Raw genomic sequence first — 21,841 nt, 5'->3', positions numbered from 1 at the left:
CGACGTGGAAACACCCCAACTGGACGACGCCAGCCAGCCGCTGGCCGACGCCTGGCAGCAGTGCCTGCTGCAGGCCGGCCCCACCGCCACCGCGCTGCTGCACGCCGCCGCTGCCGATGCGCCCCCTGCGCTGGCCCAGCGCTTCTATGACGTCCTGTTGCAGGACCCGCGCGCGCGCCGCTTCCTGTCCCACGACCAGGTCAAGCAGCGCCTGCAGCCGGCCATGCAGCGCTGGCTGGTGCAGCTGCTGACCACGGGTGCCGACGGCATTGCCAGCGCGGTTGCCTCGCAACGGGTGATCGGCGATGTGCATGCCCGGGTCGGCATTCCGGTCGACCTGGTCACCCGCGGCGCGCGCGTGCTCAAGCACGACCTGTTCGTGCGCCTGCGCGACGACGCGCCCGACAGTGCCACCGCGTTCGCCGCCATCGACTGCCTCAGCGCGATCATGGACATCGCCATGGAAGGCATGACCCTGGCGTACACCCATGCACGCGAGCGCTCGACCCGTGCCGATGCGGCATACCGCCTGTTCTCTCTGGTGCAGAACGTCGGCGCCGAACGCGAGCGCCAGCGTGCGCTGCTGCTGGACTGGGAGAACACCCTACTTTACGCGCTGGCAGGCCATGTGCAGGCCAGTGACAGCGCCCGCCTGGCCACCTCGGAATTCGGCCTGTGGTTCACCCACAAGGGGATTCCCAGTTTCGGCGAGAGCAGCGAGACCCAGCAGGTCGGCCAGTTGATGTCCCGCATCGACAGCCATCTCCAGCGTGCACGCAGCGATGAGCCGGCGCAGCGCCTGGCGGTGCTGCCTGCCATCCGCGAGGACCTGGCGGCCATTCGCACCCTGATGACGCTGCTGTTCGAGCGCATCGGCGAACTGGACGCCGGCAGCGACGCACTGACCAACCTGCTCAACCGCCGCTTCCTGCCCACGGTCCTGCGCAGGGAGATCGAGCTGGCCACGCGCAACCGCACGCCGTTCTCGCTGCTGCTGCTCGACCTGGATCATTTCAAGGCGATCAACGATGGCCACGGCCACGATGCCGGCGACCGCGCATTGCAGCACGTGGCTGGTCTGCTCGGCCAGCTGACACGCGGCAGCGACTACCTGTTCCGCTATGGCGGCGAGGAGTTCGTGGTGGTGCTGGTGGCGGCGAGCGAATCGCAGGCGACCGTGATCGCCGAGAGCCTGCGCCGGCAGATCGCACAATCGCCCGTTGCGCTGGCCAATGGCCAGGTGCTGGCACTGACCGCCAGTATCGGCGTGGCTGGCCATGACGGCCATCCGGACTACGAGCGGCTGATGGCACGGGCCGACGCAGCGATGTACGAGGCCAAGCGCAGCGGCCGCAACCGCGTGGTGGTAGCCAGCGAAGCCTTGCAGGACGCCCCGGGACGGCGGGCATTGCAGCGGTAGCCCGACGCGGACGGCAACCCAGGTGTAGAGTCGACTGCCAGTCGGCTATCGCGCGCAGCGCGGAGCTTTTCGCCGTCGGAACGAAGAGCAGTCGACTAACAGTCGACTCTACCGGTTCGCGCGCCAGCCGCTGCTTTCACCGCCCCCACCCGCCACGCTGCCCACCACAGCAGGGCGAGCGCCGCGATGCCGGCACCCAGCAGGCACACCGCAGGCCAGCCATGCCGGGCCTGCATCCAGGGCCCGGCCGCCGCGCCGGCGCCGCTGCCCACTGCGTAGAACAGCATGTACAGCGCCACCAGGCGTCCGTGCTGCTCACCCGGTGCACGCAGCAGCAGCGCCTGGTTCGATACATGCAACGCCTGGCCGCCGAGGTCGAGCACGATCACGCCCAGCAGCAGCCACGGCAGCGACTGCGGCAACCCCAGCAGCGGCCACCACGCGACCAGCATCAACAGCAACGCGCCAACGCTGACCCGATGCACGAGGCCGCGGTCCATCCAGTGCCCGACCCGCGCCGCCATCAACGCACCGGCCACCCCGGCCAAACCGAGCGCACCGATGGCCGCCGTCGACCACTGCAGCGGCGGTGCCGACAGCGGCAAGGGTGCCGCCGCCCAGAACACATTGAGCCCGGCAAACAGCAGCAGCGCCAGTGGACCGCGCTCGCGCAGCGTCCGGTCCTCGCGCAGCATGCCCAGCATCGAGCCCAGCAGCTCGCCCCAACGCGGAGGCACCGCCGGTACCGGCACGGCCGGCAGGCGCCGCCACAGCAGCACGGCCAGCGCCGCCATCACCGTTGCCGACAGCAGATAGACCGCTTGCCAGCCGGCAATGGCCGCCACGCTGCCGGACAGCACCCGCGCAAGCAGCAGCCCGATGAACACGCCACCCTGCACCGTGCCCACCACGCGCCCGCGCTGCGCGGGCGCTGCCATCGCCGCCGTGCAGGCGATCAAGCCCTGGGTCAGCGCGGTCCCCAACAACCCGACCAGCAGCATGCCCGACAACAGCCAACTGGCCGTGCGTGCCGCCGCCAGCCACAGCAGCGCGGCCACCAGTGCCGCCAGCTGCACGCGCAACAGGCGCCGCCGGTCCCCTCGATCAGCCAGCGGCAACACGCCCAGCAGTGCCAGCACACTGCCGGCCTGGGTGGCCGCCAGCACGGCACCCGCTGCCGCCCGCTCCAGCGCGAACGCCTGTGCCAGCCGATCCAGCAGTGGCTGCGCGTAATAGACATTGGCGACGCTGGCACCGGCGGCCACCGCGAGCAGGACCAGCAGGGAGCGGGGAATCGGCATGGCATTCACGAACTGGTTGCATATTGAAACCCGATGCAGGCTAGCTCCATTGGTTTTAAACTGCAACCACATAGAACGGAGACCGCCATGCACGCCGACAGCCCCTGCCCCGTCGCCCGCAGTGCCGACCTGCTTGGTGACCGCTGGGCATTGCTGGTGATCCGCGACGCGTTCGACGGCATCACCCGCTTCGGCGATTTCCAGCGAAGCGTCGGCGCGGCACGCAACATCCTCAGTGATCGCCTGCGCAAACTGGTCGAGGCCGGCATCCTGCAACTGCAGCCGGCCTCCGATGGCTCGGCCTACCAGGAATACGTGCTCACTCACGCGGGCCAGGATCTGTTCCCGCTGCTGGTGGCGCTGCGCCAATGGGGCGAGCGCCATCGCTTCGGGGCGGGCGAAGCCCACTCGCAGCTGATCGAATCGGCGACGCGGCGGCCGCTGCCGTACATGCAGCCGCGCGGGCGCGACGGTCAGGCCCTGCAGGCCGCCGCCACGCGTGTGCGCAAACTCAAGGGCGACGGGCGCGGCGCCTGACCCGCCCATTCGCGCACACCGCGATGCGGCGGCGCCGGTTAGCATCGGGTCTTTCCGCCGCTGGATGCCGCCGATGCCGCGCTTTCGCCCTTCCCTGCTGACCGCCCTGCTGCTGCCGCTGCTGGCCTGCGCGACAGCCACGCAGGCGCGCGAGGTCGCCGCGCCCGCCGACCACGTGCAGGCCGATGGCCCGTATGTGTTCCGCCAGGGCGACCAGCTGCAGGTCCAATGGATCTGCGCCGACAGGGTCGAATCGCGCACGCTGGCCACGCAGACCGCAGGCACCGACATCGCCCCACGCTGCGGCTACGAGCACACCGTGCATGTGGCCGCGCCGAATGCGCCTTCGATTTCCGTACTGCCGGCCGCGCCGCGCATCGTCGCGCTGTCCGACATCCATGGCCAGTACGGGCTGCTGGTGCGCCTGCTGCGTGCCCACCAGGTCATCAACGCCCAGGACCGCTGGGCACTGGGCAAGGACACGCTGGTCGTCGCCGGCGATGTGTTCGACCGCGGCCCGCAGGTCACCGAAGCCTTCTGGCTGCTGTATGGCCTGCAGCAGCAGGCCGCTGCCGCCGGCGGTGCGGTGCACTTCGTGCTCGGCAACCACGAGACCATGGTGCTGTACGACGACCTGCGCTACGTCAACCCGAAGTACCTGCGCAGCGCCCAGCTGCTGGGCCGCAGCTACCCGCAGCTGTACGGCAAGGACTCGGTGATCGGCCAGTGGCTGCGCACCCGCCCGGTGCTGCTGAAGATCGGCGACACCCTGTTCCTGCACGGCGGCATCTCGCCCGAAGCGGTGCAGCTGGCGCTGGACCCGGCGCGCACCAACGCGGCCTACCAGGCCTCGCTGGGGCTGCCCAAGGCCGAAGTGAAGGCCGACCCGGCCACCGCACCGCTGTACGACGGCAAGACCAGCCCGATCTGGTACCGCGGTTACTTCGACGGCCGCCTCGACACCGCGGGGGTGCAGGCCGTGCTCGACCGGCTGCAGCTCAAGCGGATCGTGGTCGGCCATACCTCGATGCCACACGTCAGCAGCTTCCACGGTGACCGCGTGATCGCCATCGACAGCAGCATCAAGAACGGCGAGAACGGCGAGCTGCTGTTCATCGACAACGGTGTGCTCAGTCGTGGGCTGCTGGATGGCTCGCGGGTGCCGCTGGCGCTCGGTGAACCGGGCCTGCAGGACTGAATGGCAGGACAGCGTGACGGCGCCGGCAGGTGCCGGCCCGCTCCACCTTCCCCCGGTTTGCGGCTACCCTCGGCAGCCGAGAGGCCTGCCCCGTCCAGCCGGTGGGCCTGACCGTTAAAGGAGCCTCCGCGCATGCGCGTACTGATTGCTGAAGACGACCCGGACATCGCCTCCGGCCTGTGCGCCTCGCTGCGCCGGCAGGGGCACGTGGTCGACCACGTCGACAATGGCGCGCACGCCGACGCCGCGCTGGGCTCGACCCAGTACGCACTGCTGGTGCTGGACCTGGGCCTGCCGCAACTGGATGGCCGCGACGTGCTGCAACGCCTGCGCCAGCGCGGCGATGGCCTGGCAGTGCTGGTGGTGACCGCCCGCGACGGCCTGGCCGAGCGCGTGCGCGTGCTCGACCTCGGCGCCGACGACTACCTGGTCAAGCCGTTTGCACTGGACGAATTCGAAGCACGCGTGCGCGCACAGCTGCGCCGGGTCACCAGCAACGGCACCCCGGACCTGCGCATCGGCCGCCTGCGCCTGGACCTGGCCGGGCACCGGGTGTGGATCGACGACCAGTCACTGGAACTGACCGCACGCGAGTTCGGGCTGCTGTCGGCGCTGGCGGTACGCGCCGAGCGCATTGTGTCGCGCGCGCAGCTGGTGGAAGCCCTGTGCGACTGGGGACAGGACCTGACCGACAACGGCCTGGACATCGCCCTGCACCGCCTGCGCCGCAAGCTGCAGCCGGGCGGCATGGGCATCCGCACCGTGCGTGGGCTGGGCTACATGCTGGAAGACGCACAGGACGACAGCGCCCCGTGATCAGCGGCCCCCCGAGCCTGCGCCGGCGCCTGCTCGCCTTCCTGGCGTTGCCGATGCTTGGCCTGCTCATCTTCAACACGATCCTGGCCTATTACGTTGCGCTGGACTATTCCAACCGCATCCACGACCGCAACCTGATCGACGACACGCACTCGTTCGCGCAGATGCTGAGCACCATGCCGGTGACCAGCGATCTGTCACCGCAGGCGCGCTTCCTGATCGAGTACGACCCCGACGGCCACCGCTATTTCAACGTCGACAGCAGCCGCAAGGGCACGCTCAGCGGCAATGCGGACTTCAGCCCGTATGCGCCTTCGCAGGACTGCACCGGCGTGCATCCGGCGCTGTACGACGGCACGCTCAACGGCCAGCAGGTACGCATGGCCACTGTCTGCACGCGGGCGATGAACGACCCGCAGGACGAGCTGGCGGTGACGGTGGCCGAAAGCATGGCCGACCGCCGCCAGCGTGCGCGCGAGATCCTGATGATCATCATCCCGCTGATGACCATGCTGGCGCTGGGCACCGCCGCGCTGGTCTGGTTCGGCGTGACCTACGGCCTGCGCATCCTGACCCCGTTGCGGACCCGCCTGGCGCAGCGCCGGGGCGAACTGGCACCGATCTCCGACGCCGATGTACCCGAGGAGATCCAGCCGCTGATCAGCACCATCGACGACCTGTTTGCCCGCCAGGCGGAAATGATCACGCTGCAGAACCGCTTCATCGCCGACGCCGCGCACCAGCTGCGCTCGCCGCTGGCCGGCATGGCCCTGCACGTGGACCAGGCGCTGGCCCATGGTGACCCGGACACGGTACGCGAGGCCCTGCAGCACATCCGCCGCCTCAACCAGCGTACCGCGCGGGTCAGCACCCAGCTGCTGGCGCTGAGCCGGGCGCAGACCGTTCCGGAAACCGTGGAAGCGCTGGACCTGAGCGAACGGGTGCCGCACTGGGTCGGGATGCGCGTGCCCGAAGCCATCCGCGATGGCATTGATCTGGGGTACCGCGGCAGTCCCCAGCCGCTGCGCATCCTGGGCAACGGTGCCCAGCTGCAGGAGGCACTGGACAACCTGATCGACAACGCACTGCGCTATGCCGGCCGCGATGCGACCGTCACCGTCGGCGTGCACGCGCTGGACGACAATGACGTCGAACTGTACGTGGAGGACAATGGGCCGGGGGTGCCCGAGGATGTGATGCCGCGGCTGGGTGAGCGCTTCTTCCGCGCCCCGGGCACCACCGCCAGCGGCACCGGCCTGGGCCTGGCCATCGCCCATGAAGCGGTGGAGCACCTCGGCGGCCGCCTGACCTTCCTCAACCGTGCCGGTGGTGGCCTGAAAGTTGCCATCACGCTGCCGCTGCTGAAGGCCCCCTGACCCGGACCGGGGGCTGAAAGGCTGGTGAAAATCGCGCTTGCGATCCTGACCTTCCCCACTGCCGCCGCCGGAGCCGCCAGGTGACCCAATCGCATGACTTCTTCCTCCCTGGTGGCCCGCAGGGCGTGCTGCTGGTCCACGGCCTGACCGGCACCCCGGCGGAAATGCGCATGCTGGGCAAGGGCCTGAACAACGCGGGCTTCACCGTACACGGCGTGCAGCTGCCCGGTCATTGCGGCAGCGTGGACGACCTGCTGGCGACCACCTGGGAACAGTGGTACCAGGGCGTGGAAGACGCGGCGGCAAGCCTGCGTGGCAAGGTCGACCAGTTGTTCGTCGGGGGCCTGTCGATGGGTGCGGTGCTGTCGCTGGCGCTGGCCGCGCGCCGCCCCGAGTGGGTGTCCGGGGTCGGGGTGTATGGCGCCACGTTCCGCTACGACGGCTGGAACATTCCCGCCGTGGCCCGCCTGTCGTTCCTGCTGCCGTGGTTCAAGCGCTTCAACATCGGCCGCGACCGCATGTTCATGGAAGAACCACCCTACGGCCTGCGTGACGAGCGCCTGCGCGCGCAGGTCAGCGCCGCCATGCTGTCCGGCGACAGCGCGGCCGCCGGCCTCCCGGGCAACCCCTGGCATGCACTGGCCGAGATGCGCGCCCTGAGCATCTGGACCCGCCGCCACCTGCACCAGGTCACCGCCCCCTGCCTGGTGATGCACGCCCGCGAAGACGACGTGGCCAGCATGGGCAATGCCGAGCTGGTGATGTCGCGGGTCAGCGGCCCGAAGGAACTGGTGGTACTGGAAGACAGTTATCACATGATCACGATCGACCGCGAACGCCGCGACGTGATCCGCCGCAGCGCGCGCTTCTTCACCGAAATCGGTGAGCGCAGCGGCGTCCTCAAGGCGGTGGCCTGAGATGGGGGCACTCGCCACGCTGCTGTGGCTGGCCAATGTCGTGCTCGATACCGGTGGCCAGCTCGCCTTCAAGGCCGCCGCCAGCGACCCGCAGGATGGCGAAGGACTGCAACGCTGGAAACACATGCTCAGCCGACCCTGGCTGTGGATCGGTATCGCCTGCTACGTGCTTGAGTTCGTCGCCTGGATCGCGTTCCTGTCACTTGTGCCGCTGTCCAAGGGCGTGCTGCTGGGCTCGATCAACATCGTTGCGCTGATGATCGCTGGCCGCATCCTGTTCCGCGAGAAGCTCACGCCATTGCGGGTGACCGGCATGCTGCTGGTCACGGCAGGCGTGGCGGTGGTGGGGGCCGGCTCATGAGGCGCCTGTATGTGATCGGCTTCCCGCTGCTGATGGCCTTCGACACGCTGGCCCAGCTGTGCTTCAAGTACGCCGGCGAGGCGGCCCTGCCGGTCGAGGCCAACACCGCCTGGCTGCTGCGCGTGCTGTCGCAGCCGTGGGTGTACGGCGCCATCCTCGGCTACGTCGGCGCGTTCTTCACCTGGATGAGCCTGCTGCGCCATGCGCCGATCGGCCCGGCGTTCGCGGCCTCGCACCTGGAAGTGATCAGTGTGCTGCTGCTGTCGGCGTGGCTGTTGAACGAGCCACTGACCCTGCACCACCTGGTCGGTGCGGTCCTGATCGTGGCCGGCATCGTCTGCCTCGGTCGCGCCGAAGCAGACGATCCACACAGCCCCGCCGCAAGCACGCCATGAGCGCGCGGCGATGAGCCTGTTCGCGCGCGAACTGCCGCCGACGGCCGGCCTGCCGATGCAGGCCAGCGACTTCCTGCCCGGTGGCGGCGACCTGCGCGAGATCCTGGCCCGCCAGCTCGGCACGCCTCCCCTGCAGCTGACCTGCTCCGGCACCCATGCCCTGCTGATCGCGCTGCGCACCCTGCGCAAGCGTGCGCCCAAGCGCGATACCGTGATCCTGCCGGCCTACACCTGCCCGCTGGTGCCGATCGCGGTACACAGCCTCGGTCTGCGCGTGCAGCTGTGCGATACCCGCCGCGGCCATTTCGACTTTGATCCGGCACAGCTCTCGCGCCTGGCCGATGCGCGCACCTTGGCCATCCTGCCGACCCACCTCGGCGGTCGCATCGCCGATGTCGAACGGGCCTGCGACATCGCCCGCCGCGCCGGGGCCTGGGTCATCGAAGATGCCGCACAGGCGCTGGGCGCCCGGATCGGCAACAGCAGCGTCGGCCTGCGTGGCGACATCGGATTCTTCAGCCTGGCCGCCGGCAAGGGGCTGAGCCTGCACGAAGGCGGCCTGCTGGTCAGCCGCGATGACGAGCTGCGCGCCGCGCTGGCCGAGCATGCCGCCGAACAGGTGCGTTCCAGCCTGCGCTGGGAGCTGCTGCGCAGCGTGCAGCTGCTCGGCCTTGCCGCCTGCTACCGGCCCTCGCTGCTGTCGCTGGTGTACGGCAATCCCCTGCGCAACGCGCTGCAGCGCGGCGACCTGGAAGAAGCGGTCGGTGACATTTTCCCGCTGAACATACCGCAGCACCGGGTCAGCCACTGGCGGCAGAACATCGGTGCCAACGCGGCGCGGCGGCTGCCTGCGTTCCTGCAGGCTGGACGACTGCGCGCATTGCAGCTGCGCGTGCAGCTAGCACAACTGCCGGCCGTGGAGGTGGTCGACGGCCTGGCAGGTACCGGCGGCACCTGGCCGATGCTGATGCTGCTGCTGCCCAGCCAGCGCGCCCGCGATGCCGCGCTGGACGAACTGTGGCCGCGCGGCCTCGGTGCCAGCCGCATGTTCATCCATGCCCTGCCCGACTACGCCTACCTGCGTGGCATCGTGCCGCAGGACGACATGCCCAACGCACGCGACTTCGCCGCACGCATGCTGACCCTCGGCAACAGCGCCTGGCAGAGCCGTGAGGAAACTGCGGAGATCCTGCGGGCGCTGGCCGCTGCGCAGCCCTGAAACCGCGGTTTCCAGGGCATTACACCCATTCAGCAAGCGCGATTCCTGAACACTTTCCCCAGCCTGCGGTGCAGGCTTTCAACAGGAAAGGAACGAGAAAGGCTGCCTGCCTACATTGAGCCTGCCCCGGCACCGTGCCGGACGCCTTTCTCATCGACGGACCTGCCCATGCACTGGAGCATCCTGTGTGACTTCGACGGCACCATCAGCCTCGAAGATGTCATCGACTCGCTGCTGGAAAAGTACGGCCAGCCGGGCTGGCAGGAACTGGAAGACCAGTGGAAGGCGGGAAAGATCGGCTCGCGTGAGTGCATGCAGGGCCAGGTGCGGCTGTTGAAGCTGGACCCGGCCACGCTCGACGCGCACCTGGACCAGGTGCAGATCGATCCGGGCTTCGCGGCCTTCGTCAGCCGCGCCGAAAAGCTGGGCCTGCCGCTGCGCATCGTCAGCGACGGCCTGGACTACGCGATCCACCGCATCCTTGCCAACCATGGTCTGCCACCGCTGCCGGTGGTGGCCAACCACCTGCGCTGGTGCGAAGACCATTGGGAACTGGAGTCGCCCTACCAGGCCGAAGGGTGCCGCAGCGGGACCTGCAAGTGCACCTGCGCTGCGCAGGCGCGCGCCAACGAAGCCCCCCGCGTGCTGATGATCGGCGACGGCAGCTCGGACTTCTGCGTCTCTGAAGACGCCGACTTCGTGTTCGCCAAGCGCCGCCTGATCACCCATTGCACGAATGCCGGCATCGCGCATGCCGCCATCGATACCTTCCACGATGCAATCGCGCTGTTGCCGCGCCTGCTCGATGGCAGCCTGCTGCAGCCACGTCGCCTCGACGCCAGCCCACAGCCCGCCGCACTGCCCCTGCTGCTGGCCACCGCCTGAGCCCTCTCCTCCACGCACGCTCCCCTGTTGCGCCCTTCCGAACGTCCTCCACGGAACCGAACTGCATGAACATTTTTGACAAGAACGCCGACGCGGCTGCCTCCGATGCGCAGCTGCTGGCCGACGAAGCCCGCTACAGCTCCTTCGGCGATACCGTCCACTACGTCGACCCGCCGAAGATCTTCCAGCGCGGCGAAGGCAGCTACATGTTCGACGGTGCGGGCGTGCCCTACCTCGACCTGCAGATGTGGTACTCGGCCTGCAACTTCGGCTACAGCAACAAGCGCCTGAACGATGCACTGAAGGACCAGATCGACACCCTGCCGCAGGTCGCCAGCCAGTACCTGCACCCGACCCGCGTGCAGCTGGCCAAGACCATTGCCGTGGACATGCACGAGAAGTTCGGCCTCGACGGCCGCGTGCACTTCAACGTCGGCGGCGCGCAGGCCATTGAGGACTCACTGAAGATCGTGCGCAACGCGCGCGGCGGCAAGAGCCTGATGTTCGCCTTCGAGGGCGGCTACCACGGGCGCACCCTGGGTGCATCGTCGATCACCTCCAGCTACCGCTACCGCCGCCGCTACGGCCACTTCGGCGAGCGTGCGATGTTCATCCCGTTCCCGTACCCCTTCCGTCGCCCGAAGGGCATGACCCCGGACGAGTATTCCGACCACTGCGTGTGGCAGTTCGAGCGCCTGTTCGAAAGCGAGTACAACGGCGTGTGGGATCCCAAGGTCGGCCAGGCCGAGTACGCCGCGTTCTACGTCGAGCCGATCCAGGGCACCGGCGGCTACGTCATCCCGCCGCGCAACTTCTTCACCGGCCTCAAGCGCGTGCTGGACAAGTACGGCATCCTGATGGTGGTCGATGAGATCCAGATGGGCTTCTGGCGCACCGGCAAGCTGTGGTCGATCGAGCATTTCGGCGTGACCCCGGACGTGCTGGTGTTCGGCAAGGCGCTGACCAATGGCCTGAACCCGCTGTCGGGCCTGTGGGCGCGCGAGGAGCTGATCAACCCGACCGTGTTCCCGCCGGGCTCCACCCACTCCACCTTCAACTCCAACCCGCTGGGCACCCGCCTGGGCCTGGAAGTGCTGAAGCTGGGCAAGGAAATGGATTACGAGCGCACCGTGCCGGAAAAGGGCGCCTACTTCCTCGACGGCCTGCGTGGCCTGCAGAAGCGCCACCCGGAAATCGGCGACGTCGACGGCCTTGGCCTGGCCCTGCGCGCCGAGATCTGCCAGGCCGACGGCTACACCCCGAACAAGGAACTGCTGGACCGCATGGTCGACATCGGCCTGGCCGGTGACCTGCTGCATGACGGCAAGCGCATGGGCCTCGTGCTCGACGTGGGTGGCTGGTACAAGAACGTGATCACCTTCGCGCCGTCGCTGGACATCAGCTACGAAGAGATCGACCTGGCCATCACCCTGCTCGACCAGGCGCTGACCAAGGCCAAGGGCTGAGGCCGGTGCGCCGCCGGTTCCCGTGCCGATGGAGATGACGTCACGCGCATCCAGCACCGCGCTGGAACCGGCCGCGCTGCTGGAGGGCTTCCTGGCCCATCCGCCGCTCGGATTCGAGGCAGGCCGCCTTCCCAGCGGCCTGCCGACCTTCCGTGCGCCGCTGGACCTGACCACCACGATGGACGACGGGCTGCGCGGCAGGCTGCTCGGCCTGCCGCTGTCGCGCCTGTGGCGGCCATGGATCACCTGGAAGACCCGTTTCGTCGGTGCCACCAGCACCGAGTACACCCCGTTGCCGGCGCACGTGGCGCCGGAGGCATTGGCCGAAGACGTGACGCGTCACGCGATCGGCGATGCGCGCCTGCTGGTGGTCAAGGATCTGGCGGTCGATTCGCCGCTGCTGGACGACGCCGCCAACGCCCACAGCAGCGCCTTCCTGCAGGCGCTGCTGGCACGCGGCTTCGTCGAGCTGGAAGGCATGCCACTGGCCTGGGTGGCGATCAATTTCGATTCGCTCGATGGCTATCTTGGCCGCCTGTCGTCCTCGCGCCGCAAGAACATCCGCCGCAAGCTGCGTTCGCGTGACGACCTGCAGGTCGACTGCATCGCCACCGGTGATCCGGCGCTGGCCGACCCGAAGCTGCAGGCCGAGCTGTACGCGCTGTACCTGGGCGTATACGCGCAGAGCGCGGTGCATTTCGACCAGCTCGACCTGCCCTATTTCCAGTACCTGCTGGCCGACAGCCAGGGCCAGGGACGGATGTTCCTGTACCGCCACCAGGGCCGGCTGATCGGCTGGAACCTGTGCTACGTGCATGCCGGCAAACTGGTGGACAAGTACATCGGCCTGGCCTATCCGCAGTCGCGCGAGCACAACCTGTACGCGGTCAGCTGGATGCACAACCTGGAGTACGCGCTGCAGCACGGCCTGAGCCACTACGTGGCCGGCTGGACCGACTCGCGGATCAAGGCCGAGCTGGGCGCCCGCTTCACTTCTACCCGGCACGCGATCCACGCACGCTCCCCGCTGCTGCGCGTCGCGCTGCGCAGGCTGGCGCCCTATCTGCAGGGCGAACCCGATGGAGGCGGCTGAACGATGCCGTTGCGTTCCCCGCTGATCCTGGACCTGGACGGTGGCGTGCTGCCGCTGCCCCAAGCGCAGACCCTGGCGCTGCCGCAATGGCACGATCCACTGCGCTTCGCGTGCAGCAACGCCACCCTCGATCGTTTCGCCGCTGAAGTGCTGGCACCGCTGCCGGCCCAGCTCGGCACGGTGATGCTCGGCAGTGGTGATTTCCATCATCTCAGCCTGCCGCTGCTGCGCCGCATGCGCGCGCAGGCGCCGTTCCAGCTGGTGGTGCTGGACAACCATCCGGACAACATGCGTTTCCCGTTTGGCATGCACTGCGGTTCCTGGGTGAATGCCGCCAGCAAGCTGCCGCAAGTCTCGCACGTCCATGTGCTAGGCATCACCTCCAGTGACATCGGCCTCGGCCACGCCTGGGAGAACCACTGGCGCCCGCTGATGGGCGCGCGCCTGACCTACTGGTGCATGGATGTGGACGTGGGCTGGGGCCATCGCCTCGGCATGGGCCATGCCTTCCGTCGTTTCGAGCATCCCGAGGCCCTGGTCGCCGCGTTCGCCGCCGAGCAGGCCAAGTCACCGCAGCCGACCTACCTGTCGATCGACAAGGATGTGTTTGCCGAGGACGTTGCCCGCAGCAACTGGGACCAGGGCCGCTTCCAGCTGGAACACGCGCTGGTGGTGATCGAAGCACTGCGCGCCGGTGGCCTGGTCGGCAGTGACATCACCGGCGAAGTGTCGCTGGCCCACTACCGCAGCCGCTTCAAGCGCTGGCTGTCCTCGCTGGATGGCCAGCCCGACATCCGTGCCGATGACCTGTCCGCGTGGCAGGCACGGCACCAGCAGGTGAACCGCGAGCTGCTGGCGGCGATGGCTTCGGTGCCAACCGCCTGCTGACCGCGTCCGGTCGTGCCGGCCGCTGGCCAGCGTAGCTCCGGTCGTGCCGGCCGCTGGCCGTCAACCTCGTTGTTCCCGGGCGCATGCGGGTGCCGGCCAGCGGCCGGCACTACACTGGACTCCCGCCCCGGAGCCGCCGCGATGCCCCAGACCGTCATCCCGCAACTGCGCATGCGCCACGCCGATACCACCCTGCCGTTCTACGTGCAGGGACTGGGTTTCGTGGTCGACTGGGAACACCGCTTCGAACCAGACTTCCCACTGTTCGCCCAGCTCACCCGCGACGGCCAGACGATCTTCCTCACCGAGCACAGCGGCGATTGTGAAGTCGGCGGCGCGGTGTACTTCATCGTCGAGGACGTAGACGCCCTGCACCGCGCCTTCAGCGCTGCCAACGTGCCGATCGAACAGCCGCCGCATGACACCGAATGGGGCAGCCGCGAGATGCGGCTGCGCGACCCCGACGGCAACCACCTGCGCTTTGCTACCGACGTGGACTGAACGATGCGGCCTTGAGCTGGATATACGAAACATATACGATTCGTATATTCACCCCTCCAGGACCACCCATGGGCATCGTCAACATCGATGACACCCTGCACGACCAGCTGCGCCGTGCCTGCACCGTTTCCAGCCGCTCGATCAATGCCCAGGCCAACTTCTGGATCCGGGTCGGCATGCTGTGCGAAATGAACCCGACGCTGAGTTTCCAGGACATCGTCGCCAGTGAACTGCGCGCGGCCGGGGTGCAGCCGCCGCTGCTGGCGCCAGGTCAGGCCTGAGTCCATGGGCATCATCAAACGGCCGGAAGAAGTTGAGCTGATGGCCGAATCCGGGCGCCTGCTGGCACAGGTGTTCGCCGCGCTCGACCGGTTGCCGCTGCAAGGACGCAGCACGATGGAGATCAACGACTTCGTCGAGCGCATGATCGTTGACGAGCTGCAGGCGCGGCCGGCGAGCAAGGGCCAGTACGGCTTCCCGTATGTGCTCAACACCTCGATCGACAACGTGATCTGCCACGGCGTGCCCAGCACCAGCGACGTGCTGCGCAATGGCCAGATCGTCAACCTCGACATCACCCTGGAGAAGAACGGCTACATCGCCGACTCCAGCACCACCTACCTGGTGGGCGAGGTCGACTACGCCGCGCGCAGGCTGGTGCAGGCTACCTACCAGGCGATGTGGAAAGGCATCGCCGCAGTGCGCCCCGGCGCGCGCCTGGGCGACATCGGCCACGCCATTGCCCGCCACGCGCGCAGCCACGGCTACAGCGTGGTGAAAGAGTACTGCGGCCATGGCATTGGCCAGGAGATGCACGAGGAACCGCAGGTCCTGCACTACGGCCATCCAAACACCGGCCTGGTGCTGGAAGAAGGCATGGTGTTCACCATCGAGCCGATGCTCAACCAGGGCAAGCCGGCCATCCGCCAGCAGCCGGACCAATGGCCGGTCTACACCCGCGACGGCAAGCTGTCGGCGCAGTTCGAGCACACGGTGGCGGTAACCCGCAACGGCGTGCGCGTGCTGACCCTGCGCCCCGGCGAAGCGCCACTGTGCGCGGTGGACGCGGCCTAGAGCGGGCGCACCAGCAACAGTGTCGCCAGGCAGAACATGAAGACCGCGACGGCGGCATCCAGCACCCGCCAGGCACCTGGCCTGCGGAACACCGGCTGCAACAGTCGCGCGCCATAGCCCAGCGTGCAGAACCAGGCCACGCTGGCCAGGCACGCCCGGCGCCGAAGGCCCAGCGCAGGTCACCCGGATAGCGCGTGGACAGGCTGCCCAGCAGCACCACGGTATCCAGGTAGACGTGCGGATTGAGCAGGGTGAAGGCCAGGCAGGTCAGCAGCACCTGGCGCGCACTGCCGGCCTGCGCCTCGGCCGCGGCCAGTACGCTGCCACCGCGCCACGCGCGCAGCCCGGCCTGCACGCCATACCAGAGCAGGAACGCCGCGCCACCGAAGCGCAGCGCCTGCAGCAGCAGCGGCCACTGCAGCACCAGTGCGCCCATGCCGCCCACGCCGGCCAGGATCAACGCGACATCCGCGCCGGCGCAGGCCAGCACCACCCTGCCCACATGCCGCCGCTGCAGGCCCTGGCGCAGCACGAAGGCGTTCTGCGCACCGATGGCGATGATGAGGCCGGCGCCTGCGAACAGGCCGGCAGCGAAAGCGGTGATCCACATCAGGAACGGGCCAGGCAGCAGGAGGACGCGCAGGGTGCGGCCGATGGCCGCCTTCAGGCAATCTTGCTTTTCTTTATCCTGTACAGAAAAACTGAAGAGGCGCCGGCGTGGACCTGGTACATCCGCAACTGTCCGCATTCGCTGCCGTGCTGGAAGAAGGCAGCTTCGAGGCTGCGGCACGCCGCCTGTCGATCAGCCCGTCGGCACTGTCGCAACGGATCAAGGCACTGGAAGACCGGCTCGGCCAAGTGCTGCTGGTGCGCCAGGCCCCGTGCCGGCCTACCGCCGCCGGTGAGGCGCTGCTGCGCCGCGTGCGGCCGATGCAGGCGCTGGAAGCCGAGGCCCTGGCCGAGCTGCTGCCCGAACGCGGCAGCGACGCTGCGCGCACGCCGATCCCTCTGGCGGTCAACGATGACTCGCTCGATACATGGTTCGTGCCGGCCGTCGCCGACCTCCACCAGCGCCATGGCTACCTGTTCGACCTGCGCATGGACGACCAGGACCACACCCTGCAACTGCTGCGCGATGGCAGCGTGCTGGGTGCGGTCACTGCCGAAGGCCGGCCGGTGAAGGGCTGCAACGTGCACCCGCTGGGCGCCATGCGCTACCAGGCAATTGCTTCGCCCGCCTTCGCCCGCCGGTACTTCAGCGATGGCATGCAGGCCGCAACCCTGGCGCACGCACCGATGCTGGTGTTCAACCGCAAAGATGAACTGCAATGGCGCTTCGTGCGACGGCTGACCCGCGCCCGCCTGCAGCCGCAGCTACACTACCTGCCCTCCTCCACCGGCTTCGTCGAAGCCGCTGCGTGCGGACTCGGCTGGGGCATGGCCCCGGAAACCCTGGTCGCGCCCGCCGTGCGCGCCGGCCGCGTGGTGGTACTGGAACCCCGCCGCTGGCTCGATGTGCCCCTGTACTGGCAGCATGCCGCCGTGCGCTCAAGCACGCTGCAGCACATCACCCAGGCGCTGCGCACTGCGGCCAGCGGCACCCTTCGTTGAGGACGAAACGATGACCGCAGACCCCGGCTTCACACCAGGCGCACTACCTTTTGCGCACTTCTTTACCACTGGGACGGCATGGGCGTGATCGGCCGACGTACAGGGACGCACCGCGCGAAGGCCGTGCTGGCGCTGGCAGCCTGCCTGCCATTCGCGGCACCCGCGCAGACCACCAGCGACGCACCGGCATTGGACTGGGAACAGGCACGGCAACGCCTGGAGCAGGTCTCCGATGCGTTGGCCGCTGCCGATGCCGCCGTGCGCAACAAGCAGGACCTGCAGGACGCCACCCGGCTGCTGCGCCTGCCGGAGATCACCGGCGAAGTGCGCCGCCTGCAGTTCCAGAAGACGCTCACCCTGCCGCTGGGCTCACTGGCGCCGGTGGCTGAAGCCTTCGGCATCGATTCGCCGCTGTCGTTCACCGAGCGCGACTGGCGCACCCGTCCAGTGGTCACCGCAGTGTTGCCGCTGTACACCGGCGGCGTGATCCCGGCCGCGCAGCGTGCGGCCAGTGCCGCCCACGAGCAGGCCAGCGCCGAGCGCGAAGCACAACGCCAATCGCTGACCGTGCAGCTGGCCCAGGCCTACTTCGGGCAGCGCCTGGCGGAGCAGGCGGTGGACGTGCGCCGCGATGTGCGCGATGGCCTCAACCGCCACCTGTCCGACGCAGAGAAGCTGGAACGCGAGGGTTTCGCCACCCGCGCCCAGCGCCTGCAGGCCACCGTGGCCCGCGACAAGGCCGAGCGTGAGTACCAGAAGACAGTGAACGACCTGGCCACGCTCAAGGCCGCACTGGCCACGCTGCTGCGCAGTGGCGGCGAGGTGCAGCCGGTGTCGCCGCTGTTCGTGCAGCGTGCGCCGCTGGAACCGGTTGCCAGCTTCGAGCGCACCGCGCAGGCACGGCAGCCACAGATCGCGCGCCTGCGGGCGATGGTGGCGCAGGCCGAACAGGGCGTGCGCGTGCAGCAGGCCAAGCTGAAGCCACAGATCTTCGCCTTCGGCCAGTACGACTTCCGCCGCCGCGACGAGATGCTGACCGATCCGGACTGGGCATTCGGCATCGGCCTGAAGTACACCTTCCTGTCGCCGAACTCGCGGCCGGCGCAGATCAGCGCCGCGCGTGCGCAGCAGGACCAGGCCGAAGCAGGCCTGCGCGAGGCAGAGAACCAGGTCGCACTGGGCGTGCGCAAGGCCTGGAACGAGCTGGAAACCGCACGCCAGCAGTACGTGCTGCTCGACAGCAGCATCGCCCAGGCGCAGGAAAACCTGCGCCTGCAGGAGCTGGCGTTCCGCGAAGGCCAGGCCACCTCGCTGGATGTGATCGACGCGCGGCTCGGCCTGGGCGGCGCCCGTGTCGAGCGCGCACAGGCCGCCTACCAATACGATATTGCGCTGGCACAGTTGCTGGAGGTCAGTGGACAGATGGACCGTTTCGAAGAGTTCCGGCGGCGTGCGGACGAGGTGATCGACCATGAGTGATGTGCTGCACGACGATGCGACGACGCCCCCGGGCAAGCGCCGGTTGGGACCGATCCTGGTGGTGGTGCTGCTGGTCGTGGTGGTGCTCGGCCTGTGGCTGGCCTGGCGCAGCCCTGGCGATCAGATCCAGGGCATGGCCGATGCGGACACGATCAACGTGGCCGCCAAGATCACCGCGCGCGTGGCCGAACTGAAGGTGCGCGAGGGCGACCGCGTGCAGGCCGGGCAGGTGCTGTTCCTGCTCGACAGCCCCGAAGTGGCCGCCAAGGAACAGCAGGCGCATGGCGCATTGGCCGCTGCGCAGGCAGTGGCCGACAAGGCCGACGAAGGCGCGCGCAGCGAAGACATCCGCGCCGCCGAAGCGAACTGGAGGCGGGCCGAAGCAGGCGCGACGCTGGCCGAAGCGACCTACCAGCGCGTGCAGAACCTGTTCAACGAAGGGGTGATGACCCGGCAGAAGCGTGATGAAGCGCAGGCCCAGGCCACCAGTTCGCGTGAGCTGGCCCGTGCCGCACGCGCGCAGTACGACATGGCCCTGGCCGGCGCGCGTGAGCAGGACAAGCGCGCCGCGCAGGGCCAGGTGCAGCAGGCCCAGGGCGCGGTGGCCGAAGTCAACGCCGCGCGTGTCGAAGTGGAAGGACGCGCGCCGGTGGCGGGCGAGATCAACAAGCGCATGGCCGACCCGGGCGAACTGGTGCCGGCCGGCTACCCGGTGTTCACCCTGGTCGACATCGACCGCATGTGGGTGGCGATGAACCTGCGCGAATCGCAGATGCAGGGCCTGAAGGTCGGCAGCAAGCTGAAAGGCAGCGTGCCGGCGCTCGGCCAGGACGGCGAGTTCGAGGTCTATTTCATCAACCCGGCTGGCGACTATGCGACCTGGCGTACCACCCGCCAGTCGTCCGGCTACGATGTCCGCAGCTTCGAGGTGCGGGTGCGCCCGGTACGCCGCATCGAGGGCTTCCGCCCTGGCATGAGCGTGCTGTTCGCATGGCCCCAGCACTGAGCCCCGGCCAGGCTGGCTTCTCCGCTTCCTGGCGGCGCGAGCTGCGGTCGCTGCGCAGCAACCGCGCCGACCTGATGCTGGTCACCCTGCTGCCGCTGCTGATGCTGGCGGTGATGGCATGGATGTTCACGCCCTCGGTGATGCGCGATATCCCGATCGCCGTGGTCGACCTCGACCACAGCAGTGACAGCCGCCTGCTCCTGCGCATGCTCGACGCCAGTCCCGGCGTGCGCGTCGCCAGCCAGCCGATCGATCTGGAAGAAGCACGTTCGCAGCTGCGCAGGCTGGACGTGTTCGCGATCGTGCTGGTGCCGCGCGATGTCACCCGGCAGGCGCTGCGTGGGCGCCAGGGCACGGTGTTTGCCTATTACAACGCCACCTACATGACCACCGGCCAGTCGGCGTCGCGCGACATCGGCGACGCGGTTTCCGCATGGAACGCGCGCCTGCTGCGCGAGCGCATCGGCCTGCAGGTCGGCCCAGGCAAGCTGCGCGCGGCACCCATCGCGGTGCAGTCGGACATTCTGTACAACCCGGCACGCAGCTACGAGCTGTTCCTGCTGCCGTTGATCTTCCCGGCGGTATTGTCGCTGGTACTGGCACTTGCGGTGGCCGGCAGCCTTGGACGCGAGATCCGCGACGGCACACTGCCCGCCTGGCTGGGCCGCGCGCCGTGGGCGGCGATTGCCGGCAAGGTCGCGCCGTACATCCTGCTGTTCTCGGTGTATGGCGCGCTCGGCATCGGCTACCTGGCCTGGCTGCGTGGCGATGGCGTGGCGGGCAGCGTATTCCTGCTGCTGCTCGCACAGCCGCTGTTCTACCTGGCCACGGCCGCCTACGCATTGTTCTTCGTCGGCGTCACCCGCGACATGGGTACCGCGCTGTCGGCGGTCGGCCTCAGCGTCGGCACCGCGCTGGCATTCTCCAGCGCCACCTTCCCGGTGCTCGACGGTCCCTTGTTCACCCGCGTCTGGCATCAGCTGCTGCCCCTCAGCGCCTACATCAAGCTGCAGACCCAGCAGCAGTTCATCGGTTCGCCGCTGCAGGTTTCGCTGGGGCCGTTGGCCATATTGCTGCTGATGGCGGGGGTCGCAGGTGGAATTGGCGGCCTGCGCCTGATCGCCTTTGCGCGCACACCCGCCGCCGCACGACCCGCAGGGGCCGACGCATGAGCGCACTCTGGCGCAGCCTGCGGCAGACCCTGATGGCGGTGCTCTGCGACCGCTACGCGATCGTGGTGATGGTAGGTGCGGTGATCCTGTACTCGTTCTTCTATCCAGCCGCCTACCGGCACCAGGTGGCCGGCAACCTGCCGGTGCTGGTGGTGGACGAAGACCACAGCGCGACCAGCCGCGAGCTGCTGCGCAAGCTCGACGCACTGCGCGTCGCGCGCGTGGTCGGGCAACCGGCGGACGTCGACAGCGCACGCCGGCAGCTCGAAGCCGGCCATGCCGAAGGCATCGTCGTGATCCCGGCCAACCTGGAGCGCGACATCCTGCGCGGCCATCCGGCCAAGCTGGTATTGCTTGGCAACGGTGCCTACCTGGGCCGCGCCAGCTGGGTGCTGGGCAGCGTGGCTGATGCGCTGGGTGCGTTCGGGCGTGATGCCGTGGTCGGCCAGGCCGCCTTCATGGGTGCACCGCAGGCACCGCCGGTCACGCTTGTGCAGCGCCCGCTGTACAACACGCAGGAAGGCTATGGCAGCGCCATCGTACCCGGCGTGGCCGAACTGATCGTGCACCAGACGCTGCTGATGGGCATCGGCGTCCTGCTCGGCGGCCGCCGCCTTGCACTCGGCCGGCGCCTGCGCTTCGACCTGCCGACGCTGGCCGGCACGGCACTGGGCTTCGGCCTGATCGGCCTGTTTGGCCTGTTCTGGTATGCCGGTTTCACTGCCTGGGTGCAGGACTATCCACGCGGTGGCAACCCGCTGGGCCAGCTGCTGGGTGGCACGCTGTTCATTGCGGCGACGGTGGCCTTCGGCCTGTTCGTCGGCAGCTTCTTCCGCACCCGCGAGCGCGCCTTCCAGTACATCATCGCCACCTCGATCCCGCTGTTCTTCCTGGCCAACCTGTCATGGCCGGCGGTGATGACGCCGCAACCGCTGGTCTGGCTGGCACAGCTGCTGCCGACCACCTCGGGCATCAACCTGATGGTGCGCCTGAACCAGATGGACGCCCGCCTGGCCGACGTCAGCCACGAACTGATCACCCTCACCGTCCTGCTGCTGCTCTACGGCAGCCTCGCCACCTGGCGCCTCCTCGCAAAAAAAGGGACGGAGGGGATTAAGTCGTAAGC

22 protein-coding genes and 1 pseudogene are annotated in these 21,841 nt (G+C 68.6%); 21 read left to right on the top strand and 2 right to left on the bottom strand.

The genetic code is table 11. From position 1 onward, the window contains the following. Nucleotides 1-4: 4 nt before the first annotated feature. Entirely contained in the window at nt 5-1,420 is a 1,416-nt protein-coding gene (locus tag BLS66_RS15580) for a GGDEF domain-containing protein (protein WP_074726261.1), read from the top strand. Between the two features lie 95 nt (nt 1,421-1,515). Here BLS66_RS15580 and BLS66_RS15575 read toward each other — a convergent pair whose 3' ends face one another. Beyond that, a complete protein-coding gene (locus BLS66_RS15575) occupies nt 1,516-2,721 on the bottom strand; it encodes an MFS transporter (RefSeq protein WP_074726296.1) in 1,206 nt (401 codons plus the stop codon). 87 nt (nt 2,722-2,808) lie between these two features. On the opposite strand from BLS66_RS15575, the gene BLS66_RS15570 reads away from it, so the two are divergent. From BLS66_RS15570 to map, 15 genes are all read left to right on the top strand, one after another. Beyond that, nucleotides 2,809-3,258: a winged helix-turn-helix transcriptional regulator gene (locus BLS66_RS15570; protein ID WP_074726260.1), complete on the top strand. Its 450-nt coding sequence runs from the start codon at nt 2,809-2,811 to the stop codon at nt 3,256-3,258. 73 nt (nt 3,259-3,331) lie between these two features. Next, complete coding sequence (locus tag BLS66_RS15565; RefSeq protein WP_074726259.1) at nt 3,332-4,456, top strand: metallophosphoesterase; 1,125 nt, start codon at nt 3,332-3,334, stop codon at nt 4,454-4,456. Nucleotides 4,457-4,588: 132 nt separating this feature from the next. Beyond that, on the top strand, nt 4,589-5,272 hold the full coding sequence (locus BLS66_RS15560; protein WP_049464871.1) for a response regulator: 684 nt from the start codon (nt 4,589-4,591) through the stop codon (nt 5,270-5,272). After that, nucleotides 5,269-6,648, top strand: coding sequence for a sensor histidine kinase (locus BLS66_RS15555; protein WP_049464872.1), 1,380 nt, complete (start codon nt 5,269-5,271; stop codon nt 6,646-6,648). The genes BLS66_RS15560 and BLS66_RS15555 overlap by 4 nt, the downstream gene beginning before the upstream one ends. Nucleotides 6,649-6,728: 80 nt before the next feature. Further along, the gene (locus BLS66_RS15550) at nt 6,729-7,565 is read left to right on the top strand and encodes an alpha/beta hydrolase (protein ID WP_049464873.1); all 837 of its coding nucleotides are present in this window, start codon (nt 6,729-6,731) and stop codon (nt 7,563-7,565) included. A 1-nt stretch (nt 7,566) separates the two neighbouring features. Further along, entirely contained in the window at nt 7,567-7,926 is a 360-nt protein-coding gene (locus BLS66_RS15545) for an EamA family transporter (RefSeq protein WP_014646430.1), read from the top strand. Then, on the top strand, nt 7,923-8,321 hold the full coding sequence (locus BLS66_RS15540) for a DMT family transporter (RefSeq protein WP_064237949.1): 399 nt from the start codon (nt 7,923-7,925) through the stop codon (nt 8,319-8,321). Before BLS66_RS15545 ends, BLS66_RS15540 begins: the two co-directional genes overlap by 4 nt. A gap of 10 nt (nt 8,322-8,331) precedes the next feature. Continuing rightward, nucleotides 8,332-9,540: a DegT/DnrJ/EryC1/StrS family aminotransferase gene (locus BLS66_RS15535; protein WP_074726258.1), complete on the top strand. Its 1,209-nt coding sequence runs from the start codon at nt 8,332-8,334 to the stop codon at nt 9,538-9,540. Between the two features lie 168 nt (nt 9,541-9,708). Further along, the gene (locus tag BLS66_RS15530) at nt 9,709-10,425 is read left to right on the top strand and encodes an MtnX-like HAD-IB family phosphatase (RefSeq protein ID WP_074726257.1); all 717 of its coding nucleotides are present in this window, start codon (nt 9,709-9,711) and stop codon (nt 10,423-10,425) included. Nucleotides 10,426-10,490: 65 nt separating this feature from the next. Then, nucleotides 10,491-11,891, top strand: coding sequence for an aspartate aminotransferase family protein (locus tag BLS66_RS15525; protein WP_005408663.1), 1,401 nt, complete (start codon nt 10,491-10,493; stop codon nt 11,889-11,891). Nucleotides 11,892-11,919: 28 nt separating this feature from the next. Further along, on the top strand, nt 11,920-12,984 hold the full coding sequence (locus BLS66_RS15520) for a GNAT family N-acetyltransferase (protein ID WP_074726256.1): 1,065 nt from the start codon (nt 11,920-11,922) through the stop codon (nt 12,982-12,984). Between the two features lie 3 nt (nt 12,985-12,987). After that, nucleotides 12,988-13,872, top strand: a complete 885-nt coding sequence (locus BLS66_RS15515; RefSeq protein ID WP_074726255.1) for an arginase family protein — start codon at nt 12,988-12,990, stop codon at nt 13,870-13,872. A gap of 141 nt (nt 13,873-14,013) precedes the next feature. After that, nucleotides 14,014-14,373: a bleomycin resistance protein gene (locus tag BLS66_RS15510; RefSeq protein ID WP_074726254.1), complete on the top strand. Its 360-nt coding sequence runs from the start codon at nt 14,014-14,016 to the stop codon at nt 14,371-14,373. A 68-nt stretch (nt 14,374-14,441) separates the two neighbouring features. Next, on the top strand, nt 14,442-14,654 hold the full coding sequence (locus BLS66_RS15505) for a ParD-like family protein (RefSeq protein WP_019659200.1): 213 nt from the start codon (nt 14,442-14,444) through the stop codon (nt 14,652-14,654). Nucleotides 14,655-14,664: 10 nt separating this feature from the next. Then, nucleotides 14,665-15,447, top strand: a complete 783-nt coding sequence (gene map, locus BLS66_RS15500; protein WP_208596529.1) for a type I methionyl aminopeptidase — start codon at nt 14,665-14,667, stop codon at nt 15,445-15,447. On the opposite strand, the pseudogene BLS66_RS15495 reads toward map, so the two are convergent. Beyond that, a pseudogene (locus BLS66_RS15495) lies at nt 15,444-16,057 on the bottom strand (LysE/ArgO family amino acid transporter). The gene map and the pseudogene BLS66_RS15495 sit on opposite strands and share 4 nt — an antisense overlap. A gap of 107 nt (nt 16,058-16,164) precedes the next feature. Between BLS66_RS15495 and BLS66_RS15490 the strand changes: the two are divergent. The 5 genes from BLS66_RS15490 (at nt 16,165) to BLS66_RS15470 (ending at nt 21,839) form a co-directional block, all read left to right on the top strand. After that, nucleotides 16,165-17,058, top strand: coding sequence for a LysR family transcriptional regulator ArgP (locus BLS66_RS15490; RefSeq protein ID WP_074726252.1), 894 nt, complete (start codon nt 16,165-16,167; stop codon nt 17,056-17,058). A gap of 78 nt (nt 17,059-17,136) precedes the next feature. Further along, a complete protein-coding gene (locus tag BLS66_RS15485) occupies nt 17,137-18,537 on the top strand; it encodes a TolC family protein (protein WP_053462495.1) in 1,401 nt (466 codons plus the stop codon). Continuing rightward, on the top strand, nt 18,530-19,543 hold the full coding sequence (locus BLS66_RS15480; RefSeq protein ID WP_074726251.1) for an HlyD family secretion protein: 1,014 nt from the start codon (nt 18,530-18,532) through the stop codon (nt 19,541-19,543). The genes BLS66_RS15485 and BLS66_RS15480 overlap by 8 nt, the downstream gene beginning before the upstream one ends. Then, complete coding sequence (locus BLS66_RS15475; protein ID WP_074726250.1) at nt 19,528-20,715, top strand: ABC transporter permease; 1,188 nt, start codon at nt 19,528-19,530, stop codon at nt 20,713-20,715. Before BLS66_RS15480 ends, BLS66_RS15475 begins: the two co-directional genes overlap by 16 nt. Further along, the gene (locus BLS66_RS15470) at nt 20,712-21,839 is read left to right on the top strand and encodes an ABC transporter permease (protein WP_074726249.1); all 1,128 of its coding nucleotides are present in this window, start codon (nt 20,712-20,714) and stop codon (nt 21,837-21,839) included. The genes BLS66_RS15475 and BLS66_RS15470 overlap by 4 nt, the downstream gene beginning before the upstream one ends. The last annotated feature ends 2 nt before the right edge of the window (nt 21,840-21,841 follow it).

Origin of the sequence: Stenotrophomonas pavanii, from assembly GCF_900101175.1 — a bacterium.
GTDB lineage: Bacteria > Pseudomonadota > Gammaproteobacteria > Xanthomonadales > Xanthomonadaceae > Stenotrophomonas > Stenotrophomonas pavanii.
The sequence above is the reverse complement of the archived record's forward strand: the minus strand, read 5'-3'. Positions and strand labels throughout refer to the sequence as shown.

Excerpts from the sequence above, each read along its gene's own strand:
- BLS66_RS15575 (WP_074726296.1), bottom strand. The coding sequence starts at position 2,721 with ATGCCGATTCCCCGCTCCCTGCTGGTCCTGCTCGCGGTGGCCGCCGGT.
- BLS66_RS15570 (WP_074726260.1), top strand. The coding sequence starts at position 2,809 with ATGCACGCCGACAGCCCCTGCCCCGTCGCCCGCAGTGCCGACCTGCTT.
- BLS66_RS15565 (WP_074726259.1), top strand. The coding sequence starts at position 3,332 with ATGCCGCGCTTTCGCCCTTCCCTGCTGACCGCCCTGCTGCTGCCGCTG.
- BLS66_RS15560 (WP_049464871.1), top strand. The coding sequence starts at position 4,589 with ATGCGCGTACTGATTGCTGAAGACGACCCGGACATCGCCTCCGGCCTG.
- BLS66_RS15545 (WP_014646430.1), top strand. The coding sequence starts at position 7,567 with ATGGGGGCACTCGCCACGCTGCTGTGGCTGGCCAATGTCGTGCTCGAT.
- BLS66_RS15540 (WP_064237949.1), top strand. The coding sequence starts at position 7,923 with ATGAGGCGCCTGTATGTGATCGGCTTCCCGCTGCTGATGGCCTTCGAC.
- BLS66_RS15535 (WP_074726258.1), top strand. The coding sequence starts at position 8,332 with ATGAGCCTGTTCGCGCGCGAACTGCCGCCGACGGCCGGCCTGCCGATG.
- BLS66_RS15530 (WP_074726257.1), top strand. The coding sequence starts at position 9,709 with ATGCACTGGAGCATCCTGTGTGACTTCGACGGCACCATCAGCCTCGAA.
- BLS66_RS15525 (WP_005408663.1), top strand. The coding sequence starts at position 10,491 with ATGAACATTTTTGACAAGAACGCCGACGCGGCTGCCTCCGATGCGCAG.
- BLS66_RS15520 (WP_074726256.1), top strand. The coding sequence starts at position 11,920 with ATGGAGATGACGTCACGCGCATCCAGCACCGCGCTGGAACCGGCCGCG.
- BLS66_RS15515 (WP_074726255.1), top strand. The coding sequence starts at position 12,988 with ATGCCGTTGCGTTCCCCGCTGATCCTGGACCTGGACGGTGGCGTGCTG.
- BLS66_RS15510 (WP_074726254.1), top strand. The coding sequence starts at position 14,014 with ATGCCCCAGACCGTCATCCCGCAACTGCGCATGCGCCACGCCGATACC.
- BLS66_RS15505 (WP_019659200.1), top strand. The coding sequence starts at position 14,442 with ATGGGCATCGTCAACATCGATGACACCCTGCACGACCAGCTGCGCCGT.
- BLS66_RS15485 (WP_053462495.1), top strand. The coding sequence starts at position 17,137 with ATGGGCGTGATCGGCCGACGTACAGGGACGCACCGCGCGAAGGCCGTG.
- BLS66_RS15480 (WP_074726251.1), top strand. The coding sequence starts at position 18,530 with ATGAGTGATGTGCTGCACGACGATGCGACGACGCCCCCGGGCAAGCGC.
- BLS66_RS15475 (WP_074726250.1), top strand. The coding sequence starts at position 19,528 with ATGGCCCCAGCACTGAGCCCCGGCCAGGCTGGCTTCTCCGCTTCCTGG.
- BLS66_RS15470 (WP_074726249.1), top strand. The coding sequence starts at position 20,712 with ATGAGCGCACTCTGGCGCAGCCTGCGGCAGACCCTGATGGCGGTGCTC.